The sequence below is a fragment of the Marinicella sediminis genome, from assembly GCF_002000055.1.
GTDB lineage: Bacteria > Pseudomonadota > Gammaproteobacteria > Xanthomonadales > Marinicellaceae > Marinicella > Marinicella sediminis.
This window is the reverse complement of record NZ_MVBD01000008.1, coordinates 111,222-135,907: the sequence shown is the minus strand read 5'-3', so window position 1 is coordinate 135,907 and position 24,686 is coordinate 111,222. Positions and strand designations below refer to the sequence as shown.

Genomic DNA, 24,686 nt, shown 5'->3' with positions numbered 1-24,686 from the left:
CAACCCTCAATTCCAGGGAGGTATGCGGACAGACTCCAGCTGTTTGACAGTCGCGCAACATGGCTGAACAACCACTCAAACAAAGTGGATAATTATACGTTCATCAGGATCAATTTCGCTTACAATTTGGGACTATTTTCTGAAGTTGAACTGCGATGACCATCGGTCTGGGTGAATTTTTGTCAATTCTGTGTGCTTTGTTGTGGGCATTTGCAGTGATTTGTTACCGCAAAGCCGGTGACCACATCAATGTCAGCGCGATGAATTTGTTCAAGATATTCCTGACCCTGATCTTGATGGTGCCCACTTTGTACTTCACCGATGGTTTTGACCTGCCAGAACTGACGGCAGAGGACTGGGGATTGTTGCTACTCAGTGGTTTTCTGGGCATCATGCTGGCCGATTTATTTTACCTCCGAGCCCTTCAACTGATCGGTGCCGGGCTGACCGGATTGACCGGCAGTTTGTACAGTCCTTTTGTGGTGGTGTTGTCTTTTTTCTTTCTCGCCGAACGACTCAACGGCTGGCAGATCATGGGCATGGCGCTGGTCTTGATAGGGGTGATATTCATCAGTTACCGTAAAAAATCATTGACCATTGAGCACCCACCCATCAAAGGGTTTGTATTTGCTGCACTGGGTGTGTTTTTTACAGCACTGGGCATCGTCATCATTAAACCAGTCACCGCAGAACTGCCATTTTTCTGGATCATTTTCATTCGCACCATTGGAGGGGTTCTGACCATGTTGCTGTTCAATGCCTTACTGCAACGCAGCCTGAATCCATTGGCCATCATGCGTTCCAAAGGCCGCTATTGGTTACTGGCTGGCGCACTACTGGGTCAATACCTGTCCACCATGGTTTGGGTCGCTGGCTACAAATACACCTCGGCGTCTGTGGCCTCCATCCTCAATGAAACTGCATCGATTTTCATTCTGATTCTGGGCTGGCTGATCCTCAAAGAACCCATGAATGCCCGCAAAGTGGTGGGCGCTGTGATCAGTATCTCTGGTGTCTTGGTGGTGATCCAGATGAGCCACTGATTGGTTTGTTTTTCACCATTCTGATGGGTTGAGCGCCATGCACCTGAAAGGCCTGAAATGAAGTCATAAAAAGTTTCATTCAGTGCGCCACTTCACAATAGTTCACAGAATAATTCATTACCATGTGGCGTTTTTAATTAAAATGCAGCGGTGTGTTAAACTGATGAGCCGAATCCGTGAAAAACCTGCTGAAATTCAACTGGGAACCTGACGAAGAATCCATGAAACAAAGTAACAAGATTTACTTCCGCGGTGTCAACCGGATTCATGTTAATCGCTTCAAAGCCTACAGCCAGATTTTATCCAACAAACTGAAGCAACAGTGGCACATCACCGATGACATCAGTCAGGCCGATGCAGTGGCCACCTATCAGGAGGCAGACAATGACCAGTCAGTCATCATCCTGAAGCTGTACGCCAGTGCACCCAACCTCAATCCGCCAGTGGTTGACCAGATGAACATCACTTTCGAAGAGCACTCACTGATCAAACAACTCAACCAGGCAGCCAGAAAACTGACCCTCGTTAAACAGCAAAAGCTGCAATCTGCCACCCCCTTAAAAACCAGAAAAATTAAACTCAGCGGATACCCCAGCGGTGCAGCAGAATCTCTCTGCCGCATGCTCAATCAACATAAATCAGCTGAACAAAACATGCACTTTAAATTCCTCAGTGATGTATTGAATGATGAGGACATCATTTTTCTTGATCACCTGTTATTTGTGGTTGATCCGGGTGATCAGACATCAGTTAACCGTTATTTTGAACTGGAAAAAAAACGTCAGGATGATGACCTCACGATCAATGAATTAACCGTTGTGCTGCTCAGGTTTCCTGATTGCACAGATTTTGAGCGTGTTTTTGATGACATTTATGACGCCTGCGATGAAACCACTCAGGTTTCGCTGCTGAACGTTAAAGAAGACACTGAAATTCAACAATTCATCAACTACCTTTGACGAGGCATTCACCAGCTGAGTACTAGGATGTGAGGTTTAAATACGCACATACATAGTGGACTCAACAAAACCCGTCATATTCATCACTGGCCACACCGGCATGGTTGGCACCCGCATCAAAGAACAACTTTCTGATGAGTTTCAAGTGGTGGCATTGCAAAGAGATAAAAGCGACCCAACCCAACCACGCTGGAACTATCAGCAGGCCTTGAGGGACTGCGGAATCAGCAAACCATTTGCCGTGATTCACCTCGCCGGAGCGGGCATCGCCGACAAACGCTGGAATGAAAAACACAAATCACTGCTTTACAACAGCCGCATTAATGGCACCAACTGGCTGATCAACACAATCAATCAACAACCTGACAAACCCGATCTGATGATCAGCGCTTCGGCCATCGGCTTTTACGGACACAGACCCGGTGAGAAACTGTCTGAGGATGCTGGATCAGGTGACAATTTTGTGGCCCGTATCTCCCGTGACTGGGAGGCTGCAGCTGACCGGTTGGATGCCACAGTGAGACTGATCAAATTCCGTTTCGGGATGATTTTGGATGCCTCAGGGGGTGCATTGAAGAACATGCTGTTGCCTTTTAAAATGGGGCTGGGTGGCCGAATGGGTTCCGGTCAGCAAATCTACAGCTGGATTGGACTGACAGATGTGATCAGGGCCATGCGCTTTGTGATCAACCACCCCGACTGTGAAGGGGTGTATAACCTCACCTCGCCACATCCGGTCAGCAACGCCGACTTCACCAAGGTACTGGCAGGGTTACTGAACAGACCGGCGTTTTTCCATCAACCAGCATTGCTGGTCAAACTGGTGTTTGGCGAAGTGGCTGATGAATTGTTGCTGGCTGATGCCAGGGTCATTCCTGAACGACTGACTGACGCCGGCTTTGGATTTCAGAACCCAGACCTCAAATCCGCATTGACCGATGCACTGGCATGAGCAGCGTTCTGGTGGCAGGCGGCCTTCGTGGCATCGGCAAAGCCCTGGTCAAACAATTACGGGCATCCGGACAACATCAAGTCATCGCCACCAGCAGAACCGCCAGGACATGGCATCAAAAAGACACCGGACTGATTGAAGCCAATCTGGATCTGGCGGCGGATCAATCCATTGAACATTTCGCCGCAAAATTGTTCGGTCAGGTGCAACAACTCGACTGGGTCATCAATTGTGCCGGGGTGTTGCACAATGAACAATTTCAGCCAGAAAAAACGTTCCAGCATTGGACAGCGGAACGTTTTGAGCAATCATTCAGAATCAATTGCACCGGCCATTTATTATTGATCAAAGCCCTGGCCCCGTTGCTGTTGAAATCTGCACATCCATTGGTGGCCTCCATTTCTGCCCGCATCGGCAGCATTGAGGACAATCAATTGGGTGGCTGGCATGCTTACCGGATGAGCAAGGCCGCCCTGAACCAGGGCATGAAAACACTGGGAATCGAATGGGCCAGAAAATACCCCAAAGCCCGGATCATGTTACTGCACCCTGGAACCACTGACACCGATCTGTCAAAACCATTTCAACGCAATCTTCCGGATGGTCAACTACAAAGCCCTGAGGAAACCGCCGGTATGTTGCTCAATCAAATCAACCAACACCTGAAGCAGGGTTCAGCAGGTACCGTATTCATCGATTATCGGGGTGATGTCATACCCTGGTGAATGGCAGGTCGGGTAGCACCTTGAGCTCTGCCATTTTTTATGCCATAGTGTGCGCCATGAATAAAGCCCCATTATTGCTGTTAATTGTGACCACGCTGCTCCAGGCAGAACCTGTCAATTCACCACAAAACTGGTTGATCAGTGCCTTGTATGACGACCAGAAACACCGGACTGCCATAAGTCAACTGAACCGCAGCGAATCCCGAAATCAGGATTTGATGACTCAGCTGCAAGCCAGTCAGCATGAACTGGACCAACACAATCAACAGGTGTTACAACTGGTGATTGACGAATTGGGACACTGGCCCGGCATTCAGGATGTTGGTGAGGGGGCAGCTAAAATCAGTTTGATTCTTTTTAAAAGGTCTTCCCTGGAGCAACAAGCCAAATACCTGCCGATGGTTTTGCAACAAGTTAAACAAAACAACCTGCCTGCCCAATGGTACGCAGAGCTGAGCGATCATTACCTGATGTCCGGGAACTCACCTCAACATTATGGTCATTTGATGGCCCGATCAACCAGCAACGGACAACAAATCCTGTATCCGATTGATGACCTGCAAACTGTCAATAATCGCAGACGCACCATAGGGCTTGATTCCTTGCAGAGTCAAATGGGCCAACGAAATTGGTTATTGCGTGTCAACAATCAGCAAACCAACAACGCCAAGCTGTCTTCTCCAGAACCAGTGATGAAAATGGCTCAACTGGCCCTGAAATGTCTTGACCAGATTTACCCCAATTCGGTAAAGCATGTTCTCAATTCTGCTGAGGATGCACGACCACCTGATGAACTGTATCCGGCTTTTTTTGGTTGTTTTGACTGGCATTCCTCGGTTCATGGTCATTGGTTACTGGCTCGCGTGGCCAGGTTGTTTCCCAATCACCCGGAAAGTGCGGCAATTATTCAACGCCTGGATAATCACTTTACCAGCGAACGAATGGCCGCTGAATTGCGGTACTTTCAGCAGCCTGGAAGACAAGGATTTGAACGACCTTACGGACTGGCCTGGTTCTTACAGCTCTACACAGAAATCAACAACTGGCAACATCCGCAGGCAAAACAATGGCTCGCCGCCATGCAGCCACTCAAGGACCATGTGGTACATCAATTATCAGACTGGATACCAAAACTGGCATACCCCATCCGTGGTGGTGAACACAGTCAAACTGCGTTTGCATTTGGCATGGCACATGATTATGCCAGTCAGACCGGGGATCAGGCATTGTTGTCATTAATTAATGAACACAGCCTCAGGCTGTATGCCGGTGACCGCCGGTGTCCAGTGAACTATGAGCCATCTGGCCATGATTTTTTGTCACCGTGCCTGGCCGAAGGTGATTTGATGCGACGGGTGATGACAGCCACTGAGTTCAAAATCTGGTTGAAACGTTTTTTACCAGGCATCAGGAAAGACAAGAACTGGTTACCTGTGGCACAAGTCACCGATCGGATTGATGGCAAACTGGCCCACTTGGATGGCTTAAACTTATCCAGAGCCTGGATGCTTGAAGGAATCGCATATGCCCTGCCTGACAATGACAAAAGACGTGAAAAACTACTGAAAATTGCTGACCAACATGCCTCTGCAGGACTGGCCGGAGTCACTGGCGAACATTACGCTGGTGGTCACTGGCTGGGATCGTTCGCCACATATTACCTGACCCAGCGAGGCTTACCGGTTCACCATTGAGCTTCCGCCAGGCATTGATGACCGGGCTACATGATGCTATGATGATTGGAGATATGATTGTGCGGTAAGTACGGGTGTTAAATCAACCAACATCAAACAAACAGGGATTGAACAGACAGTTACAGCAACTGTGGTTTGTGGTGATCTTATCATTCATGACCTGTTCTGTGGCGGCACAACAAATGCCATTCGCTCTGCTGAGCATCGCCGATGGTCTTGAAGACATGGTGATATTTGACATTGAGCAGGATGACACCGGTTTTTTGTGGATCACCACGCGCACTGGGGTTAATCGCTTCGATGGTAACCAATTCTGGACTTACAACCGCAAAGACGGATTGCCACACAACCTGGTAAGGGACTTACTCAAAGCCAGTGACGGCACTTTGTGGGCCGCTTCAGAAGCCGGCCTGGCAAAGTTCAATGGACAACGTTTTGAACAGGTGCTGGTTGATTCCTGGCCTGAAAATGTCTCAGGCAGAGCAATCAAAGAAGCGCCCGACGGGTCTTTGTGGATGGCCACCTACGGCATGGGACTGATTCAAATCGATATCAGCAGCAGTCCACGGATCATCAACCGCTTTGATCAGACCAATGGTTTGCGGTCCCAAAAAGTCAGAAGCCTGCTCATCACCGGAGATGGTACCGTATGGACTGGTGATTCTGAACACATTTATCGCATCCGTGAGAACATCATTGAAGTGATGCCCTGGCAAGCAGCATCTTCTGAAATCCGCGCCATCTTCGCACTGCCAGATGGCGACGTGTGGGTGGGCACCCGTCATGGCATTGCACATCTGCAGGATGGGGCTTTCCGGCCCAAACCATTGCCGGTGGATATGAGCAACCTGGCAATCAACTCCATCAGCCAGGATCACCAGCAAAACATCTGGATCAGCACCCGGGACAACGGGGCATATCAGTTCAGTCCCCAGGGTCAGCTATTACAACACTTTAACATGACCAACGGCCTTCCTGACAACAGCGTAAACCAAACCTTTCAGGACAACGAACACAACACCTGGTTTGGCACTTATGGTGGTGGCATTGCCCGGTTAAGCACCACCAATGTGCTGAACTGGAAAGCACAGGCAAAAATGCCCAACCCAAATGTGTATGCGATCAGTGAAGATGCGGAGGGCTGCATGTGGTTTGGCACCAACGGTGACGGCATCACCAGATTGTGTGAGACTCAAATGACCCACATCACCCAAAAGAATGGTTTGTCGCACAACAAGGTCCTGACCAGTCTGATCGATGATGATGGCAACCCCTGGTTTGGAACCTTACAGGGCATCAGCTATCTGGTCGATGGACAATTTAAACTGCTCCACTCAGCTGATGGCCTGATGGGGTCGGTGATCTATCACATGACCAAAGCCAGTGATGGCTCATTGTGGCTGGCCACCAACAATGGCCTCAGTCATTTTAAGAATGGCAGGTTCACCAATTACTTCACTGCCGATGGCTTACCAGATAACCGCATAAACCGGGTATTTGAAAGCCTGGATGGCAGCATTTGGCTGGGTACTTCCAATGGGCTTTCCAAATGGGATCATCAGCGTTTCACCAATTGGTCTGTCAGGGACGGCCTGGCCGCCAATTTCATCAATGACATTTATGAGGATGAACAGGGCTTGCTTTGGCTGGCCACCAACAATGGACTGAGCTCATTTGATGGTCAAAACTTCCGGGTCTGGACCACCGAAGACGGACTGCCACATAACAATGCCACCACTTTACTGCCCGGTCATAATGGTGACATATGGATTGGCACCAGCCGTGGAGTGGCCATCTTTGACGGCATTAATTTCACCATCATCACCTCCCGGGAGGGTTTGGTTTTTGATTTGGTCAACCGCAGTGCAGGATACCGGGATGCCGATGGCAACCTGTGGTTTGGCACCGGTGAAGGCGTGAGTCGGTTTGCTGCCCACTTTAAACCAGGTGCGGCTAACCCACCACCGGTGCAACTGCTGTCGGTCAACAATGAAACAGGGGCATTGTCCACCAGTAAACAAGCCGCCATCAATCAACAGGACAGCAACCTGACTTTCAGCTACACAGCCATCAGTTTTCAACGCGCGCCTGATGTTAATTACCGCTACCGTCTGGCCAGACATGACAGTACTCCATGGCGGGAAACCCGCCTGAATCAGATTCAAATCAACTCATTGGCACCTGGTGATTATCGCTTTGAAGTGACGGCACGCATCGGTAATGGCGCCTGGAACAATGAGCCTGCTGCTTTTACTTTTACCGTAACACCACCATTCTGGCGCACCCCGGCTTTCTTGTTGATGAGCCTGTTTGCTGCCTTGTTGGCCCTGTTTTACCGCGGCTACCGCAGCCGCAAACATGCCATGTATCTGGAGCAGTTGGTACAGGAGCGAACTCAACAGCTGGAAACCGTCAATGAGGGACTTGACTGGCTGGCCAATCACGACAACCTAACCCGCCTTTCAAATCGTCACCATATGCAACAAATCATCAAGGATTTTGCACTCGCCAAACACACTGCAAGCATGGGTGTCATTATCATCGATCTGGATCATTTTAAAAAAATCAATGACCAGTTTGGTCACGCCCTCGGTGATCAGGCATTGGTGGAGTTTTCTGCGATGCTCATAGGTCTGGTGGACAAGCATCACACCACCGCCAGATGGGGTGGCGAAGAGTTTGTTGTGCTCTGCCCCCAAACCTCATTACCAGCTTTGAAGGACCTGGTATTGCACCTGCTGAATGCCTGCCAAAAACTGAACCTGAAGACGGAAGAAAACCATCAAGTGGCCATCAGATGTTCTGTTGGATTCATCCATTGTTCAGATCTTCCCGCAGCTACTGAGACTCCTGACTTCATAGAAAAGTCCATTCAATTGGCAGATCAGGCATTGTATGAAGCCAAACAAAACGGTCGCAACCAAGCCCATGGTTATCTGATCAAACAACCCCACCAGCAAAGATCAATCAACCGATATCTACTGGACACCCAGCGGGCTCTGGCTGATGGGCATCTGGAACACATTTCATGGACACCTGGCAAACTGGCAGGAACAGAACACCGGGTCTCGTCAGACCAATGAACAACTGATTTATCCCTTATCAGGACTTTAAAATACCACCCAATGCGTTACAATCCCAGTCTGATCATGTCAGATAAACAGCTGGAACCAAAATGAAAAGAATCGCCAAATCCAACAAACTCAAAGGGGTTTGTTACGACATTCGGGGACCAGTCCTGAGTGCGGCCAAACAGATTGAAGATCAAGGTGGTAAAGTTCTCAAACTGAACATTGGCAATCCGGCCCCGTTTGGCTTTGATGCCCCAGATGAAATCGTCCGTGACGTGGTGCACAACATCACCCAGGCCGAAGGATATTGCGATTCCCAAGGCATCTACCCTGCCCGGGTCTCGATTCACCAGTATTATCAACAACGAAAAATCAAAAACCTCAACCTGGACCATATTTTCATTGGTAATGGTGTCAGTGAATTGATCGTCATGACCATGCAAGCCCTGCTCAATGACGGTGACGAAATGCTGATTCCGGCACCCGATTATCCACTGTGGACAGCTGCAGTCAATTTATCCGGTGGCCAGGCCGTTCATTACCGTTGTGATGAAAACAGCAACTGGGCACCTGATCTGGCTGACATGGAAGCCAAAATTTCATCCAGAACCCGTGGCCTGGTGCTGATTAACCCCAATAATCCAACTGGTTCGGTTTACACCAAAGATCAGCTCGAGGCCATCATAGAACTGGCCAGAAAACATGAGCTGATCATTTTCAGTGATGAGATTTATGAGCTGATTCGGTATGACAACACCCCGTACACATCAATCGCCTCGCTGACCGATGACGTCATGTTTGTCACCTTTAATGGCTTATCCAAAACCTATCGGGTGGCTGGTTACCGCACTGGCTGGATGGTGATCTCTGGCAACACCCACCTGGCATCTGATTACCTTGACGGCCTGAACATCCTGTCTTCCATGCGCCTGTGCGCCAATGTGCCCAGCCAGTTCGCCATACAGGCGGCTCTGGGCGGCAAACAAAGTATATTTGAGTTGACCTGTGACAGTGGCCGACTGAACCGCCAACGCCTGCTGGCTCATGACATGATCAACAACACCCCGGGCTTATCTACCACCTTACCGCAGGGAGCGCTGTACTGTTTTGTACGGATTGATACCGAGCGGTTCAACATCAAAGATGACGAACAATTCATCCTTGATCTGTTGATTGACAAACACATCCTGCTGGTTCATGGCACGGCATTTAACTGGCCGGAACCTGATCATTTCAGACTGGTATTTTTACCACAATATGAAGTTCTGGAAGACGCTCTTTCACGATTGGCAGACTTTCTCAAAAGCTATCGTCAAACCCAATGATGAATACCTGCTGACCTTTGCAGTGGCGTGTTGAAAATCCATTCGACCCACCGTCCTGGATAATCAAACCAAGTTGAATCAGAGGGTCCTGCCTTGATCACCCGACATGATCGCCGTGGCCAGTATTAATTTTTGACTGGAGCAAAGGTCAATGAAGTCACTGGATTATTTTTTCAAATGAGCACCCCTTGTGAGCATGAAATGGTTATACCTGCTTTACGCAACAACTGGTATTTGGTGGCATTCAATTCGCTTTACACATCCAGAATCCTGGTGATCTCCCGGATCATCATCTGCCATTGAAAATCCGGGCTGTGGGCACCACACGGCCTGAATAACACCGAGGCACATAGCGCCCTGATACGCACCTAAGCTGGCAGAAATTGGTTGATCGCAAGCTGGTGTGCTTATGCCACATTACGCCTTTAATCAATTGACTTTGCCTGCGGATGGTGTACCATGCGCGCCTTGTTCTGCAAACCACGTAATCCAACCATGTTCAATCTAATTTCCAAAAGGATGGGATACAGCATCAAGAATGATGTGCTCTCTGGCCTGACCGTTGCCCTGGCATTGGTACCCGAAGCAGTGGCATTTGCTTTTGTTGCCAAAGTTGATCCATTGGTTGGCTTGTACGCGGCCTTTATGGTGGGTTTGATCACTTCGGTATTTGGTGGTCGGCCAGGAATGATTTCCGGCGCCACAGGTGCCATGGCAGTGGTGATGGTTGCACTGGTTGCCGAACACGGTGTTCAGTATCTTTTTGCAGCAGTGGTTCTGACCGGGGTGCTACAAATGCTGGCTGGAGTCTTTAAACTGGGGATGTTCATCAGGATGGTGCCATATCCGGTTATGCTGGGCTTTGTGAATGGCCTGGCCATTGTGATTTTCCTGGCACAATTGGGTCAGTTCAAAGTGGTGGATGCCACAGGCTTACATCAATGGATGCAGGGACCCACATTGTACTGGATGCTGGGCATGGTGGTTCTGACCATGATGATCATTCATTTCCTGCCAAAACTGACGCGGGCGATTCCTGCTTCATTAGCGGCCATCCTGATCGTCACCGGACTGGTGATTGCCCTTGACATCCCCATCCCCAACGTCATTGACTATGTGCGTTCAGAATCAGGTAACCCACAAGCCACCATTGCCGGTGGATTGCCAACTTTTGCGATTCCATCGGTTCCATTGAACCTGGAAACCTTAAAAATCATCCTGCCTTATTCGCTGATCCTCGCCGCAGTCGGCCTGATTGAATCACTGTTGACCATGACATTGATCGATGAAATCACCGAAACCCGCGGTCAGGGCAACCGCGAATGCTTGGGACAGGGACTGGCCAATTTCACCAATGGGTTCTTTGGCGGCATGGGTGGTTGTGCCATGATTGGACAAAGCATGATCAACATCAAATCTGGTGGCCGGGGCCGGTTATCTGGCATCACTGCTGCCGTGGCTTTGTTGTTATTCATACTGATCGGATCATCATGGATTGAAATGGTGCCGCTGGCTGCATTGGTGGGCTTGATGTTCATGGTTGTTTTGGGCACATTTGAATGGGCCAGTCTGCGCATGATCAATAAAGTCCAGAAATCAGAAGTATTTATCATCGTGCTGGTTTCAGGCGTCACGGTGTTGGCGGACCTGGCCATCGCAGTGGTTATCGGGGTGATTGTCAGTGCCCTGGTATTTGCCTGGAAAGGCGCCAAACGTATTTTTGCAGAACAGCACATAGACGACAACGGTTCCAAAATTTATCTGCTCAATGGCCCGGTTTTCTTCGGTTCTATCCAAAATTTCCAGGACCTGTTTTCCCCCAGAACTGATCCCGATGATGTGATTGTGGACTTTGCCAATGCCAGGGTCTATGACCATTCAGCCATTGAAGCCCTTGACTCACTGGCTGAGCGCTATGAGCGAAATGGCAAGACTTTGCATTACCGGCACCTCAGTCCTGAGTGCAGGCAACTACTTAACAAGGCCGGTAACCTGGTGGAAGTCAATCTGATCGAAGACCCCGACTACAAAGTGGCGGACAGTGCCCTGGGATAAAAAAATGGCTCCTGGAAGCAGGAGCCAAAGTAGCGGGATAACTATCATAAAAGATAGGAATTGAACCTGCTCATGTATAACAAGTTCATTGTGAATCATACCGCCTGGATCGTTGAAGTGGCGTGAATAACTGTTCATACTGATTTCACATACATTTCACTGAAATTCAAAACACAAGCATTGCACTTAATCAAGAACTGATTATCTCTTTTAGGGCGACATTTAAGCCAAAGCGGCTGTTTTTGTGACGCTCATCACATTTTTCTATCCAAAATTGCGAATAATAATTTGTGGCTGACATATTTTTGTTATATATTTCAGTTACCACAATAAACATAATGATAAATGTGGGGAGCCAGATTGAGTCACTCAATCTGAAACAAACTAAATAGAGGAGAGAAATCTAATATGAAAAAATTAGATGATGGCACGCGTTCGCCAAAATTCCAATTAAGAAACGCAATTTCCAAGTCACTCACCGTGCTAACCCTGGCAGCCACATGCCAAATCGGTATGGCACAAATCTCAGACAATGCTGGTGGTTCAGGCATTTCACCAGGTATTGGTGATGTCAATCCAGCTGCTGTCATTCAGGGCTATCACATGCCTAACAGAATCGCCAATCAATACATCGTGGTCTTCAAAGATCAACAAGTAAACGCATTGGCCAGTAATTTTTCAAGAGGAGTGACTGCAGCTCAGGCCAGATCATTGGCGGTTCAGGAAATGGCCGTTGATATGGCTACCAAAGCCAAAGGGGACATCAACAGAACTTATTCATCTGCTTTATTTGGTGCAGTGATCAAAACAGCTTCTGAAAAAGACCTCGCCAAGTTGGCAAGCGATCCACGCGTTGAGTACATCGAAGCCGACCAAATGGTTTCTATTGGTGCCACGCAAACCGGAGCCACCTGGGGTCTGGACCGAATAGACCAATCCAATCTGCCGTTGAACAACACTTACAACTATGACTTCGATGGTTCAGGTGTTAATGCTTATGTGGTTGACACCGGTGTGCGCATCACGCATAACCAGTTTGGCAATCGTGGCCGTTCTGGTTACACCGCCATCAATGACGGCAATGGCACCAACGATTGTCAGGGTCATGGTACACACGTAGCGGGAACCATTGGTTCATCAACCTATGGTGTGGCAAAAAATGCCACCATTTATGCTGTTCGTGTACTGGGATGTGATGGTTCTGGTACCAATTCTGGTGTAATTGGTGGGGTTGACTGGGTAGCAGCCAACCACATCAAACCTGCAGTGGCCAACATGAGTTTAGGCGGCGGTGTCAGTACAGCTTTGGACAGCGCTGTTAACAGTGCAGTTTCACAAGGCATCACCATGGTGGTGGCAGCTGGTAATGACAACAGCAATGCCTGTAACTACTCTCCAGCCAGAGCCTCAAGCGCGATGACAGTGGGTTCAACCACCAGTTCAGATTCCAGATCTTCATTCTCGAATTATGGAACATGTCTGGACATCTACGCACCTGGTTCATCGATCACTTCAACCTGGTCAACCAGTAACACAGCCACCAACACCATCAGTGGCACGTCTATGGCCGCTCCTCATGTGGCTGGTGTAGCTGCTTTGTATCTGGATGAGTTCCCCAATGCTTCACCATCACAGGTTGAAGCTGCAATTGAAGGCGCTGCCATTCCAAACAAAGTTACTGATGCCAGAACAGGTTCACCCAATCTGCTGCTGAACAACTTCACCGACAGTAATGGCGGTGGCGGTGGCGGCGGCGGTGGCGGCGGCGGTGGCGGCGGCACCGGCGAGCTGACCAACGGCCAAACCGAAACTGGCTTATCAGGTGCTTCTGGATCACAAACATTCTTCACCCTGGACGTACCTGCTGGTGCGACTAACCTGAGCTTTGTAATGAGCGGTGGTTCTGGTGATGCTGATATGTATGTGAGATTTGGTGCTGCACCGACCACCTCAAGTTACGATTGTCGTCCATATAGAAATGGCAACAATGAAACTTGTGACATCAGCAATGTACAGGGTGGTACCTACCATGTCATGCTGCGTGGTTACAGCTCTTACTCCAACACCACTTTAACTGGTAGCTTCACTCCTCCATCTGGCGGTGGCGGCGGTGGCGGCGGTGGTAACTTCTTCGAGAACACCACCAACGTTACCATTTCAAGTGGCGCTCCAAGCACCGTGAGTTCCAGCATCAATGTAACCCGCTCCGGCGCATCTGGCAGCATCACTGTCAGAGCCAGCATTGTTCATACTTACCGTGGTGATTTATCTGCCAAGATTTTCGCTCCAAACGGTGCCAGTGGTACGGTTCATGCCAGAACCAATACCAGTGACAGCGGTGATGATTTGCTGATTGACATTGATCTGAATGCAGGCACCATTGAATCAAGTGGTGAATGGCGTTTGGAAGTAACAGACCATGCCAACCAGGATGGTGGTTACATTGACGAATGGAGCATCGAATTCAACTGATTCGACCATTCCAAAAAGTAATCAAAAAGGAGGTCTTCGGACCTCCTTTTTTTTATGTTAAAGACAACTCATGTCAACACAGCATCTACCCATCTCTCAGCGTCTTCCAACATGGGAAAATGGCCAAGTCCATCTAATTCAATCAATTCGCTGTTCATTATTTCTTTGTGAAGCACCCCGGCCATTGCAGCCACAGCCACCGGGTCATTCATTGCCCAGATGATTCTGACCGGCAATGGTGTTTTTTGCAATGCTCCGATCCAGCGGTGCCAGTACTGATGCCGCTCACGGATGTATCCCGTGATTTGGTGCAATACGCATCGTCCCTCATTGTGAACCATCAATTGCCATAAAGTATCCAACTCTGCTGCATCTACCTTGCCTGGAGCAAAATAGAGCTTGCGCATGTTGCGGTTGAAAACAGTCTGTGAAGTGCGCTTCGCCACCCAGGGCCCAATCAATTTGTTCAATAATAATTTTTGTATGAGTCTCAGCTGCGAGAGTTCAATATGCATACTGCCATTGCACAACACCACATGCTGCAAAGCAAAGCCCACATAAAGGTTTCTGTTATGGCGAGCCAGAATTTCTGTGGCAATACTGGTGCCGTAATCATGAGCCAGAATGGTGGCCTCTGTGATGTTCAGCGCCTGCCATAACTGAATGGCCTGATCGGTTTGCTCCATCAACGAATAGGAATAATTCAACGGCTTATCTGACAACCCAAACCCAAGATGGTCATGTATCACCACGCGATAATGACGACTGAGTAAGGGTAAAGCTTTGTGGTAATCAAATGAACAGGTTGGATAGCCGTGCAAAACCAGCAGGCATGGCAAAGTCCCGCCGGTGTCGAGATAAAAATGACGATGGCCATTGATGTGTATAAATTGACCCTGCGATTGCCATTGTGACTGATCCACTGAAAAGGCTCCTGATAAATGAATGATTCACTTATAATAACACCCTTGTTTAACACACAGCAAAATCATGAAACTGGCCATCGCAACCTGCCAATACTTTCCCACCGGAGTCGCCGATGATGCGCCCCTCTTTTCAGCACTCGATGAAATGGGATTTGAGATCAGTCACCACATTTGGAACCAACCGGTCAACTGGGCAGAATTTGATGCTTGTCTGATTCGTACCATTTGGGACTACCATGACCATCCACAACAGTTTGCTCAATGGCTGACCACTGTGAGTGAGCAAACCAGATTGATCAATGACTGCCAAGTGGTGCGGTGGAATCTCATTAAATCATATCTGCAAGACCTCTCTGATTTTGGTGTCACCATAGCACCTACATATTGGCTCAAAAACCAACATGACACCAATTGGCAGAGTTGGTGCCAGGATAACCCAGCCAGTATGTATTTTTTAAAACCTGCAGTTGGGGCAAATTCAGCCGGCACACTGCATTTTAAACTGACTGAAGATGGACTGGATAAGGTCAACAAACATTTACAAGAATGGCTACCAAAAGGCACCATGATGCTGCAACCCTATTTCCAGCAGGTTGAAACTTTTGGAGAAACTTCAGCCATATATTTTGCCGGCAATTTCTCACATGCTGTCAGAAAAATACCGGTCAAAGGAGACTACCGTGTACAGGACACCTTTGGCGCCACTGATGTCAATTATCAAATGACTCCGGGAGAAATGGCATTGAGTAAAGCCTGTTTGCAATATTTGGACATGACATTTGGCACCCCAGCCTATGCCCGCTTTGATTTTTTACATGACTCAACCGGTGGGATATACCTCAATGAAGCAGAATTGATTGAACCATCTTTGTTCTTCAACCATGGAGGTAAAAAGGCCGCCAGACTCATGGCCCGTGCAATCAGGAATCATTTGTTGCCGGAAGTGGATGCATCAGCAGATTCTGATTGACCAAGCCCGGGACCCAGCTCCCAGGCGTCGGCATCAATGGTGTCACGATAAGCATGCCAGGTGGCGTGACCAATGACCGGCAACAACACCACAAACCCAAGATAAAAAGTCACCATTCCCAGGACGGTAAGGAGAATGATGCTCAATGCCCATACAAACATGGCCTTCTTGTTTTTCAATACCGCATTGATGGAAGTAACCACTGCGGTCACGGTATCTACCTTACGGTCCATCAACATGGGAATGGAAAACGCCCCCACACAAAATATAATGGCTGCAAACACCGCTCCAACCGCTGTTCCAACACCCAAAAATGTCAACCAATCACCCAACTGCATGGCGGTGTAGGACGGGAAAAATATGTGCAACATACTGGCCGCTCTTGCCCAGATCAGAAAAACGATCAGGAACATGAATGACAACACCATTTCATTACCAAGGTTTTTCTTACCCTCCTTCAGACAACGCAAAAACTGTGGTTCCACCTGATTACTGAGTTGCCTGCTCAAGGAGTACAGTCCAATGGCAATGATTGGCCCCAGAAAGAAGAACCCAGCAGTCAGTGCGATGGCCAGCACCACCGAATGGGCCTGCCAGGCCACCCAGGTGATGAGCAAACTGATCAACATCATCACCAATCCATAAGTCATGCTGATTTTCATTACTTGCCTGAAGTCCTGCCAACCGGCTCTGAGCCAGCTAAATGCGATCCAGGTTGGCAAATCCCGACAAGGTGCAAGCAGGGGTTTCAAGGGTTCTTCTGTAGGCATGTTGAAGTCTTCCTCTGTCTTTATCTGAACAAACATGATAGCAAAAGATCTCAAGTTAAAAATTGATAATTATCATGGTTACCTCAAGGGAAAAGCGTTTTAGACGTCTAAAAACCGTGAACGATATTCTGTTTCAGGTTCACCACTCATTCACCGATCGATGCCTAAACTGTTTTTGAACTTAACCACAACGAAGAGGAATCCATGAAAAGTATCAAACTTCTTACCCAACTTGGGCTGCTGACCACAGCCTCCCTGGCATCGGCCACTCAGGTCAATGTTAACCACCTGGCACCCTTTGCAGATACCCTTGAAGGAACTGCAGTGTCCATTGATGTCAATGGAACTGAGGTACTCAGCGGTGTCCAGTACCTGCAATCATCAGGTTATCTGGAACTGGCTGGCCCGGGAGTCGCTCCCGGAGAGACCACCTTACAGGTTTTTGCACCTCCTGGGGCCGACACAGCTGCCATTGAAGCCACAGTTGAGCTCGCTGCAGACACCTTCTATTCTGTCACTGCCATCGGTGACGGGGTCAATCAACCCTTGTCTTTGTTACCTCTGGTCGACAACCAGATGACTCCATCTGATGGCAATTTCATGATCAGGGTCATTCATGCCGCTCCTTTTGCTGCTGATCTGAATGACACAGCTGCCTCTGTGCGCCTGGATGATGGCACCATAGTCAATGGCTTGAGCAGTGTATTGTTCGGTCAGGATTCTGGCTTTTTTGAATTGCCTGCAGGCACTTATGACCTGAATGTATCGACTGCTGATGGCAGTACCCGATTGATTGATCTGGCGCCACTCGACCTGCCAGCAGGCATCACTGTGAATGTGTTTGCCACCGGTGATGGTGTTAATCAGGATGTTGGCGCTTATGCTGTCTTTGGAGATGGTTCCAGTGCTGCACTTAACCTGGAAGAAAACGCACCTGCACCAACCCGGGTGAACGTGGCCCACCTGGCACCATTTGCCGCCAGTCTGGCTGACACTGCTGTGTCGATCGATGTCAACGGCAATGAAGTTCTTACCGGAGTTCAGTACAAACAAACTTCTGGTTATCTGGCCCTGGCTGATGGTGGCGTGGCTCCCGGAGATACATTGCTTGAAGTGTTCGCACCTCCAGGTGCAGACGCCGCAGCCATCATGGCTGAAGTTAATCTGGCAGCTGAAACTGATTACACGGTGGTCGCCATAGGCGATGGATTCAACCAGGATCTGAACTTGCTCGCTTTGGTGGACGACAACACGCCACCAGCTGACGGATTCTTTAAAGTCAGGGTGGTACACAGTGCACCTTTTGCTGCCAACCTGGCAGATACGGCCGTTTCCATCCGAACAGATGGCGGCGATCTGGTTGGTGGTTTGACAGGTGTTGAGTTTGGCCAGGCTTCTGGCTACCTTGAATTACCTGCCGGCACTTATGACCTGAATGTGGCAACCCCAGATGGATCAGTCCGGTTAATTGACCTGGCTCCTGTGACTTTGAACAATGGCGACATAGTCACTGTATTTGCCATTGGTGACGGCGTCAATCAACCATTGGGCTTTTTGGCCACTTTCGGTGATGGCAGCAGTGCGCCATTGGCTGTTGAGCCTGAGTTCACCACTTTAACCCCTGGATTGAATGGCTCATGGTTTAATCATGATACCGATGGTCAAGGATTCTTCATTGAAGTATTTCCGGAGCTGGGCACCATGTTCGTTGCCTGGTTTACCTATGACACCACTTTTGCAGATGGCAATGAAACTGCTGTGGTTGGAGAACCCAATCACCGTTGGTTGACAGCACAGGGGCCTTTTGACGGCACCACAGGAGAGCTGGAAGTCTACATCACATCCGGCGGCATCTTTAATCAGGACAACGCGGTACAACGCACACCTGATGGCACCTTAACCATTGATTTTGATGATTGCCGAAGTGCTGAGGCAACCTACAGTCTTGTCAGCAGCGGATTGGCAGGGACCATCCCACTGACCCGGATCTCTGGCAGTACAGTGGCATTTTGTGAGTCGTTACTGGCCACACCAGCACAGTAATAACAATTCACATGCCAAACATAAAAAGGCTTCGTTTACGGAGCCTTTTTGGTTGGCAGCACCGGTAAAAAAGGCTTCACAGTCACATCAGCATAAACCCCTGCGTCCACATATGGGTCAACTGCTGCCCATGCCTGAGCAGACTCCAGTGAAGCGAATGAGGCCACCACCAGAGAGCCGGTGAATGCCGGAGATTGCGGATCGTTTTCATCGGTCAGAGGATGGGGGCCTGCGATCAACAAGCGGCCCTGACGATCCAACTCATGTAGCCTTTCCAGGTGATCACCTCTGGCCGTTTTTCGTAGAGACAATGAGTCAGCAACATCGGTTGACATGATGGCAAAGTATTTCATATTTTGGGTTTCACAAAAAGCTCGATTATAATGTCCTTTTGAATTGAGTGAAAGCAGATGTCAGGCAACACCCGAAGTCAATTGTCCTCAGGCATGGATGTGTCTGTGGTTCAAAAACACCACCAACGCAGCGGCGAACTCACCCGGGGCATCATTGACCGCATCCTTACCAAATCGCCCAACCATCCACATGGTATCAAAGTCAGATTGACCACTGGTGTGGTGGGGCGGGTCAAGGCCATTCATGACTGATCCGGTGCTTTACAGCTTCCGGCGATGCCCATATGCCATCCGTGCACGCATGGCGCTGACTTATGCCAACATCCATTGTGAACTCAGGGAAATATGGCTGAGGGACAAACCCGGTCACATGCTGGAGGTTTCTCCAAAAGGTACGGTGCCGGTGCTGATCACCACCGATGGTCAGGTCATTGATGAAAGCCTGAATGTGATGCTGTGGGCGCTGCAACAACATGACCCCCACAATTGGCTGGACGATCTAACACCCGGTATGGATTGGATCAACCGCAATGATCAACAGTTCAAACCTTTGCTTGATGCCTACAAATATGCCGACAGATACCCTGAAAAAAGTCCTGAACAACACCGTAAATTCACCCTTGAATACCTGAATGATTTGGACAATCAGCTGACCACATGCAAATGGTTAGTGAGTCATCAGGTCACCCTGGCTGACATTGCACTGATGCCATTCATCAGACAGTACGCATTGGTCGATAAGCGCTGGTTTGATCAACAACCCTGGCCACATCTGCACAAGTGGCTCAATCGGCTGCTTAACAGCGACTGGTTCACCATCAGTATGACCAAATTCAAATTGTTCAATGACGGAAACCGTTATGCTTTTCCAACGGGTCTCCTTATCAGCGAAACCAGTCAGGATTGATTGACCACAACCTGATTGCGACCCGATTTTTTACCTTGATACAAGGCATCATCAGCAGCATTGATACAATCATTCAGGCTTTGTCCGGCTTTTTGCTGACAGACTCCAAATGTCAAAGTCACAGGAATCAAATGGCCTTCATAACGGATGTCCGACTGCTCAATCCTTTGTCTGATTCGCTCAATGAGTCGCTGGGTACTGACCGCATCCATGCGATCAAAATAAAAAATAAACTCTTCACCACCCCACCGGGCCATCAAATCTCCTTCACGGATCATGGCTTTCATGATCAGACTCACTTGCTTGAGCACCTCATCACCTGCTGCATGACCGTATTGGTCATTGATCAGTTTAAAGTGATCAATGTCAGCCATCACAATGGTGCTGTTTTTTCTGCTCTGACCCAATGCCTTACGCTTTTCTTCAAAACCACTGACAAAAGCCATGCGATTATTCAGCCCGGTCAAATAGTCAGAATGTGCCGCTGCTTTTAATTTGGCATTGGCTTCACTCAGTTCTGCTGTGCGCTTTTGCACCTCTGCCTCCAGTTTTTGGTTCTGCTGCCTGATTTTCAAAGTCCGGTAAAAATGGATTGCCCAGGCTAAGAGTAATACAGCCATAATCAGCAGTGCCCTTACCCAACTGCGTTCCCACCATACCGGCAACACCGCCATGGAAATGTTCTTCGTCAGATCCTGCCAACTGCCATCGTTGTTCACTGCCCTCAGGGCCAATTGATAATCACCGGGGTTTAACTGACTGAACTCAATTTGGCGGCTTTTTGAGACGTTCAACCAGTCATCATGCAATCCTTTCAACTGATATTGGTACTGAATTTGCCCGGCAGATTTATAATCAAGCGCTGCCATCGTAAAGGCAATTGTGCGCTGGGTATGATCAATTTTGAATTCAGTTGGCTGAACTGCCAGTGCAGAAAAAGGCAATGGCCGGTCATCAATGGCCACTTCCGTGAGTAAAAAGCCCGGCTGAAATGTGCGCCGCATACCAAGTTCATTGGGATTAAACGTATAATAGCCATTAACGCTGCCAAAATACAGGATGTCATTGTCATCTATGGTCACGGCTCTGGGAATGAAACCATCCGTCATAAAACCTTCATTCAATTGGTAATGGTTGACTGCCTGATTCACTAAATCCATACGACTGACACCAAACTGATGGGTCAGCCAGAGGTTTTTCCGGCTGTCCTCTGTAATGGCATAAATGGACTTTCCAATGACAGGATCTTCAGGCATCACCGCATGGAAGGATTGTGATTGATGATCAAACTGATTCAATCCACGTTCGGTAGCCACCCAAAGCCGGCCCGAAGAGTCTTCCAGTACGTCCCTAATCCGGTTTGACATCAGCCCTGTTGTTTCAGCAAAATCATAACTGAATAATTCCAGTTTATTGATACTCAAGCGATACCTGAACAATCCCACCAGACCACTGGCAACCCAGATGTCCTCATTGCTGTCCACAAACACATGGCTCAGGTTCAAATCATTCAGAGGTCCTCCATCGTAATGCTGAATCAACTCAGCATGGCTGGTATCAGGGTGCCAGCGAAGTACACCGATGTTATACAGTGCCAGCCACAATTCGCCCGCCTGGCTGACCGCCACTGAAAACACATCCGTTGGCTCCATCCCTACCAAATCAAAGGGATCTGTGATGTATTCAGCCTGCTGTGCGTTCAAAGGTTGCCAGAAAACCCCCTCACTGCCTACCAGCCAATTACCGTCTGCGGTCGTGGCGATGTCTCTGATGATTCCAGGTAAGGCCGGCTGACTAACGGCTCTGATGGTTTGTTTCAGCTGGTTATCCTGCAACTGGAATACGGCATCAGAGGTGCCCAACAACAATTGCTGATCATGGCTGATTTCCAATGCCCAAACCTGCTTACTTTTTTCATTCATATCTGTTTCGTTCAGGTACTCCAGATGATGACCAAACAGACCACCTTGGGGATCAAGTTGTAGAACCCCACTGTCTCTGGTTGCCAGCCACAACAACCCGGAAGGGTCAGCATAAAGCGCTCTGATATCAAGATGATTCATCGCCTGCCACAGTTGTCCGTTAAGGCGTGTATAAGCCTTGGCCTGTAAATCAAACTGATACAATCCACTCATACTGGCGATCAATAAATGATCTTCATGCACCAACAGGTCATTGATTTTAACGGTGTTTGGCCCTAGTTGATGGTGCCTGAAAGTTTGCTGCCTGATGTCAAATTCATACAATCCACTGGCGGACCCGATCCACAAGGTATTTTGATGCAGCTTAAGTACCCTGAATTGATTGGAAGTGATGTCAAAATTCAGCTCATCCGGAAGGGTGAAATGCTGGAATGATTTGTTCTGTTGATTCAATTGAATCAAACCCACCGAAGTGCCGGCCCATATGTGCCCTTGCGGATCGCCGGTGATATCCCATATCCGGCTGTGAGACAATTCATCATCACTGATCAACTCTTCCATGTGAATCGGCTGATCATTGTCCATTTTATATAAGCCCACTGAGGTTCCAACCCATATGTGGCCACTGATATCCTGGTAAAACGTCTGTACATTTTCGGCCAGCATCTGTTCAACCCGATGGCTGGTATAGGGAAAGCGGTGGATATGACCTGTGTTCAGATCTATTTTATTGGCCCCGCCACCAAAAGTACCAATCCACAACTGATTGTTACCGTCAATAAAGACATTACCCGCATTGTTATTGCTAATGGTGCCCTCATCGGCGCCATCATGCTGAAAAACCCTGAACGCATAACCATCGTATCTGGCCACCCCGTTGGTTGTTCCAAACCACATAAATCCTGCCTGATCCTGGGCCATTGAATAAACCGTGGTATCCGGTAATCCATCATTCACGCCCAGTTCATTGATGCGCCATTGACCAACATCCATGGCAACCACTGAACAGCAAGTCATCAGGCCCACCAGGTTTGTTAATAATCTGATCACATCCCATGCCCTTCGGCACACCGGATAGCCACACATATTCTTCTCCACACACTTAACCGCAGCTCAGGGGGTCCCCGAAAGCCGATATCACAGAATCATTGTATCACGTTGTCATTTGTTGACCTGAGTGAGAATGTAAATCATTGTACCAAATCACAAAAAAAAGCAACCTGAATGCATCAGGTTGCTTTTTTATTGTCAAAGTACCGTTTTCAGGCCAGTTCTTTACGTACCTGGTCACTGAAAGAAAGCTGTCGCCTCGCTTTGTTCAGCTGTGACATCAAAAACTGATGCAACTTCATATCAGGTTTTTCCTGAAATGAATTCTTCACTATTTCTGCCCGTAATTGTTTGACCCGGTCGTGCAATTCGTAACGCTTTTTGCTGTTGAATGATTCACGTCGTTGTTTGATGGAACTGATGAGTTCATGACTGTTAGACATTTTCCTTTTCCCACAAAGTTAATGATTTGTATACTCACTGTTCAGACATGACCATTGCTTGCCAACAGTCTGCTGATGCTCAAATTGTATTCATCCAAATACACGATCGACACCCATGATTTCTGAGTGAGATGTCTATATTTTCTTACTTTTTTTGCTGATCATCCATTGCTCTCTGACACCCAATCACCGAACACCATATCAAATCGAATGCCAATTGAACAAACGCAAACCGGATGAACCGGTCTTCACACGCTGAATCAGGTTGACTCACAGCGTAAATGTACCCACAATGGTTTTGATTTGCTTAGCTGAAAACCACATGGAACATCAATTCTGGCACGAAAAATGGAACAACAATGAGATTGGTTTTCACCAATCAGACACCAATCCCTGGTTGATAAAATACCTTAATAAGTTGAATTTAACACCCAATGGACGGCTTTTCCTGCCATTGTGTGGTAAAACCAGAGACATTGACTGGTTACTCCAGCAAGGGTATCAAGTGATTGGTTCAGAGCTCAATGAGTCAGCGGTTCAGCAATTATTTGATCGTCTCAAAGTAACACCTGATGTTCAGAATTCAGGCTTGCTGAAAATATACATGAGCGGGCCTTTGAAGGTCTTTACCGGTGATCTGTTTGCCTTGCAGGTCAATGACCTGGGTCATGTTGATGCCACATTTGATCGTGCCGCATTGGTGGCTTTACCCACAGAAATGCGTCAGCAATATGCAGTTCACATCACTTCCCTTACCGCCATGGCACCACAGTTGCTGATATGTTTTGCCTATAACCAGTTCGATATGGACGGACCTCCTTTCTCTGTGACTGAAGCTGAAATCAGGTCTTTGTACGCAAACCATTACACCATCCATCACCTGGATGAAGGACCGGTCAAGGGCGGATTAAAAGGTCATTGCCCAGCAATGGAAACCTGTTGGCTTCTTTCCAAAGAATCAGAGCCCATAGCATAAATTCGTCGTTCAGCTCATGAGCTGGGAAAT

The 24,686-nt window shown here is 48.4% G+C and carries 19 protein-coding genes; 14 read left to right on the top strand and 5 right to left on the bottom strand.

What is annotated here, in order from left to right; genetic code table 11:
- The first annotated feature begins 155 nt into the window (after positions 1–155).
- The 9 genes from B0475_RS12160 (at position 156) to B0475_RS12120 (ending at position 14,296) form a co-directional block, all read left to right on the top strand.
- Complete coding sequence (locus B0475_RS12160) at positions 156–1,043, top strand: DMT family transporter (RefSeq protein WP_077412135.1); 888 nt, start codon at positions 156–158, stop codon at positions 1,041–1,043.
- A 176-nt stretch (positions 1,044–1,219) separates the two neighbouring features.
- A complete protein-coding gene (locus B0475_RS12155; RefSeq protein ID WP_077412134.1) occupies positions 1,220–2,002 on the top strand; it encodes a hypothetical protein in 783 nt (260 codons plus the stop codon).
- Between the two features lie 55 nt (positions 2,003–2,057).
- Positions 2,058–2,954, top strand: a complete 897-nt coding sequence (locus B0475_RS12150; protein ID WP_077412133.1) for a TIGR01777 family oxidoreductase — start codon at positions 2,058–2,060, stop codon at positions 2,952–2,954.
- The gene (locus B0475_RS12145) at positions 2,951–3,679 is read left to right on the top strand and encodes an SDR family NAD(P)-dependent oxidoreductase (protein ID WP_077412132.1); all 729 of its coding nucleotides are present in this window, start codon (positions 2,951–2,953) and stop codon (positions 3,677–3,679) included. The genes B0475_RS12150 and B0475_RS12145 overlap by 4 nt, the downstream gene beginning before the upstream one ends.
- 56 nt (positions 3,680–3,735) lie before the next feature.
- The gene (locus B0475_RS17805) at positions 3,736–5,373 is read left to right on the top strand and encodes a DUF2891 domain-containing protein (RefSeq protein WP_198538235.1); all 1,638 of its coding nucleotides are present in this window, start codon (positions 3,736–3,738) and stop codon (positions 5,371–5,373) included.
- Between the two features lie 107 nt (positions 5,374–5,480).
- Positions 5,481–8,456 carry a ligand-binding sensor domain-containing diguanylate cyclase gene (locus tag B0475_RS12135; RefSeq protein ID WP_157892917.1) on the top strand — a complete coding sequence of 992 codons (2,976 nt, stop codon included), beginning with the start codon at positions 5,481–5,483 and terminating at the stop codon, positions 8,454–8,456.
- A gap of 92 nt (positions 8,457–8,548) precedes the next feature.
- Entirely contained in the window at positions 8,549–9,769 is a 1,221-nt protein-coding gene (locus B0475_RS12130) for a pyridoxal phosphate-dependent aminotransferase (protein WP_077412130.1), read from the top strand.
- A gap of 459 nt (positions 9,770–10,228) precedes the next feature.
- Positions 10,229–11,824, top strand: a complete 1,596-nt coding sequence (locus B0475_RS12125; RefSeq protein WP_232781878.1) for a SulP family inorganic anion transporter — start codon at positions 10,229–10,231, stop codon at positions 11,822–11,824.
- 408 nt (positions 11,825–12,232) lie between these two features.
- Complete coding sequence (locus tag B0475_RS12120; protein WP_198538234.1) at positions 12,233–14,296, top strand: S8 family serine peptidase; 2,064 nt, start codon at positions 12,233–12,235, stop codon at positions 14,294–14,296.
- A 68-nt stretch (positions 14,297–14,364) separates the two neighbouring features.
- Here the strand turns inward: B0475_RS12120 and B0475_RS12115 are convergent, their stop codons facing one another.
- Positions 14,365–15,219 (bottom strand): alpha/beta fold hydrolase, encoded by an 855-nt coding sequence (locus tag B0475_RS12115; protein WP_157892916.1) that lies wholly within the window; start codon positions 15,217–15,219, stop codon positions 14,365–14,367.
- 67 nt (positions 15,220–15,286) lie between these two features.
- Between B0475_RS12115 and B0475_RS12110 the strand changes: the two genes are divergently transcribed.
- Entirely contained in the window at positions 15,287–16,192 is a 906-nt protein-coding gene (locus B0475_RS12110) for an ATP-grasp domain-containing protein (protein ID WP_077412128.1), read from the top strand.
- On the opposite strand, the gene B0475_RS12105 is transcribed toward B0475_RS12110, so the two are convergent.
- Entirely contained in the window at positions 16,150–16,962 is an 813-nt protein-coding gene (locus B0475_RS12105) for a DUF2189 domain-containing protein (RefSeq protein WP_157892915.1), read from the bottom strand. The genes B0475_RS12110 and B0475_RS12105 overlap by 43 nt on opposite strands.
- Positions 16,963–17,166: 204 nt before the next feature.
- On the opposite strand from B0475_RS12105, the gene B0475_RS12100 reads away from it, so the two are divergent.
- Positions 17,167–19,005, top strand: coding sequence for a DUF4397 domain-containing protein (locus B0475_RS12100; RefSeq protein WP_077412126.1), 1,839 nt, complete (start codon positions 17,167–17,169; stop codon positions 19,003–19,005).
- Between the two features lie 35 nt (positions 19,006–19,040).
- Here the strand turns inward: B0475_RS12100 and B0475_RS12095 are convergent, their stop codons facing one another.
- Positions 19,041–19,358 (bottom strand): YciI family protein, encoded by a 318-nt coding sequence (locus B0475_RS12095; RefSeq protein WP_077412125.1) that lies wholly within the window; start codon positions 19,356–19,358, stop codon positions 19,041–19,043.
- Positions 19,359–19,415: 57 nt separating this feature from the next.
- On the opposite strand from B0475_RS12095, the gene B0475_RS12090 reads away from it, so the two are divergent.
- Together B0475_RS12090 and B0475_RS12085 are read left to right on the top strand one after the other, a co-directional pair.
- Entirely contained in the window at positions 19,416–19,610 is a 195-nt protein-coding gene (locus tag B0475_RS12090; RefSeq protein ID WP_077412124.1) for a YwbE family protein, read from the top strand.
- Complete coding sequence (locus tag B0475_RS12085) at positions 19,603–20,265, top strand: glutathione S-transferase (RefSeq protein ID WP_077412123.1); 663 nt, start codon at positions 19,603–19,605, stop codon at positions 20,263–20,265. Before B0475_RS12090 ends, B0475_RS12085 begins: the two co-directional genes overlap by 8 nt.
- Here B0475_RS12085 and B0475_RS12080 read toward each other — a convergent pair.
- The gene (locus tag B0475_RS12080) at positions 20,256–23,204 is read right to left on the bottom strand and encodes a ligand-binding sensor domain-containing protein (protein WP_198538232.1); all 2,949 of its coding nucleotides are present in this window, start codon (positions 23,202–23,204) and stop codon (positions 20,256–20,258) included. The two genes, B0475_RS12085 and B0475_RS12080, sit on opposite strands and share 10 nt — an antisense overlap.
- 245 nt (positions 23,205–23,449) lie before the next feature.
- Positions 23,450–23,680, bottom strand: coding sequence for a hypothetical protein (locus B0475_RS12075; protein WP_077412121.1), 231 nt, complete (start codon positions 23,678–23,680; stop codon positions 23,450–23,452).
- Between the two features lie 322 nt (positions 23,681–24,002).
- Between B0475_RS12075 and tmpT the strand changes: the two genes are divergently transcribed.
- The gene (tmpT, locus tag B0475_RS12070; protein WP_077412211.1) at positions 24,003–24,656 is read left to right on the top strand and encodes a thiopurine S-methyltransferase; all 654 of its coding nucleotides are present in this window, start codon (positions 24,003–24,005) and stop codon (positions 24,654–24,656) included.
- Positions 24,657–24,686: the final 30 nt, after the last annotated feature.

What these genes read in the sequence shown, in the direction of transcription:
- B0475_RS12160 (WP_077412135.1), top strand. Translation starts at nt 156, where the DNA reads ATGACCATCGGTCTGGGTGAATTTTTGTCAATTCTGTGTGCTTTGTTG.
- B0475_RS12145 (WP_077412132.1), top strand. Translation starts at nt 2,951, where the DNA reads ATGAGCAGCGTTCTGGTGGCAGGCGGCCTTCGTGGCATCGGCAAAGCC.
- B0475_RS17805 (WP_198538235.1), top strand. Translation starts at nt 3,736, where the DNA reads ATGAATAAAGCCCCATTATTGCTGTTAATTGTGACCACGCTGCTCCAG.
- B0475_RS12130 (WP_077412130.1), top strand. Translation starts at nt 8,549, where the DNA reads ATGAAAAGAATCGCCAAATCCAACAAACTCAAAGGGGTTTGTTACGAC.
- B0475_RS12125 (WP_232781878.1), top strand. Translation starts at nt 10,229, where the DNA reads ATGCGCGCCTTGTTCTGCAAACCACGTAATCCAACCATGTTCAATCTA.
- B0475_RS12120 (WP_198538234.1), top strand. Translation starts at nt 12,233, where the DNA reads ATGAAAAAATTAGATGATGGCACGCGTTCGCCAAAATTCCAATTAAGA.
- B0475_RS12110 (WP_077412128.1), top strand. Translation starts at nt 15,287, where the DNA reads ATGAAACTGGCCATCGCAACCTGCCAATACTTTCCCACCGGAGTCGCC.
- B0475_RS12105 (WP_157892915.1), bottom strand. Translation starts at nt 16,962, where the DNA reads ATGCCTACAGAAGAACCCTTGAAACCCCTGCTTGCACCTTGTCGGGAT.
- B0475_RS12100 (WP_077412126.1), top strand. Translation starts at nt 17,167, where the DNA reads ATGAAAAGTATCAAACTTCTTACCCAACTTGGGCTGCTGACCACAGCC.
- B0475_RS12095 (WP_077412125.1), bottom strand. Translation starts at nt 19,358, where the DNA reads ATGAAATACTTTGCCATCATGTCAACCGATGTTGCTGACTCATTGTCT.
- B0475_RS12090 (WP_077412124.1), top strand. Translation starts at nt 19,416, where the DNA reads ATGTCAGGCAACACCCGAAGTCAATTGTCCTCAGGCATGGATGTGTCT.
- B0475_RS12085 (WP_077412123.1), top strand. Translation starts at nt 19,603, where the DNA reads ATGACTGATCCGGTGCTTTACAGCTTCCGGCGATGCCCATATGCCATC.
- B0475_RS12080 (WP_198538232.1), bottom strand. Translation starts at nt 23,204, where the DNA reads ATGACTTGCTGTTCAGTGGTTGCCATGGATGTTGGTCAATGGCGCATC.
- B0475_RS12075 (WP_077412121.1), bottom strand. Translation starts at nt 23,680, where the DNA reads ATGTCTAACAGTCATGAACTCATCAGTTCCATCAAACAACGACGTGAA.
- tmpT (WP_077412211.1), top strand. Translation starts at nt 24,003, where the DNA reads ATGGAACATCAATTCTGGCACGAAAAATGGAACAACAATGAGATTGGT.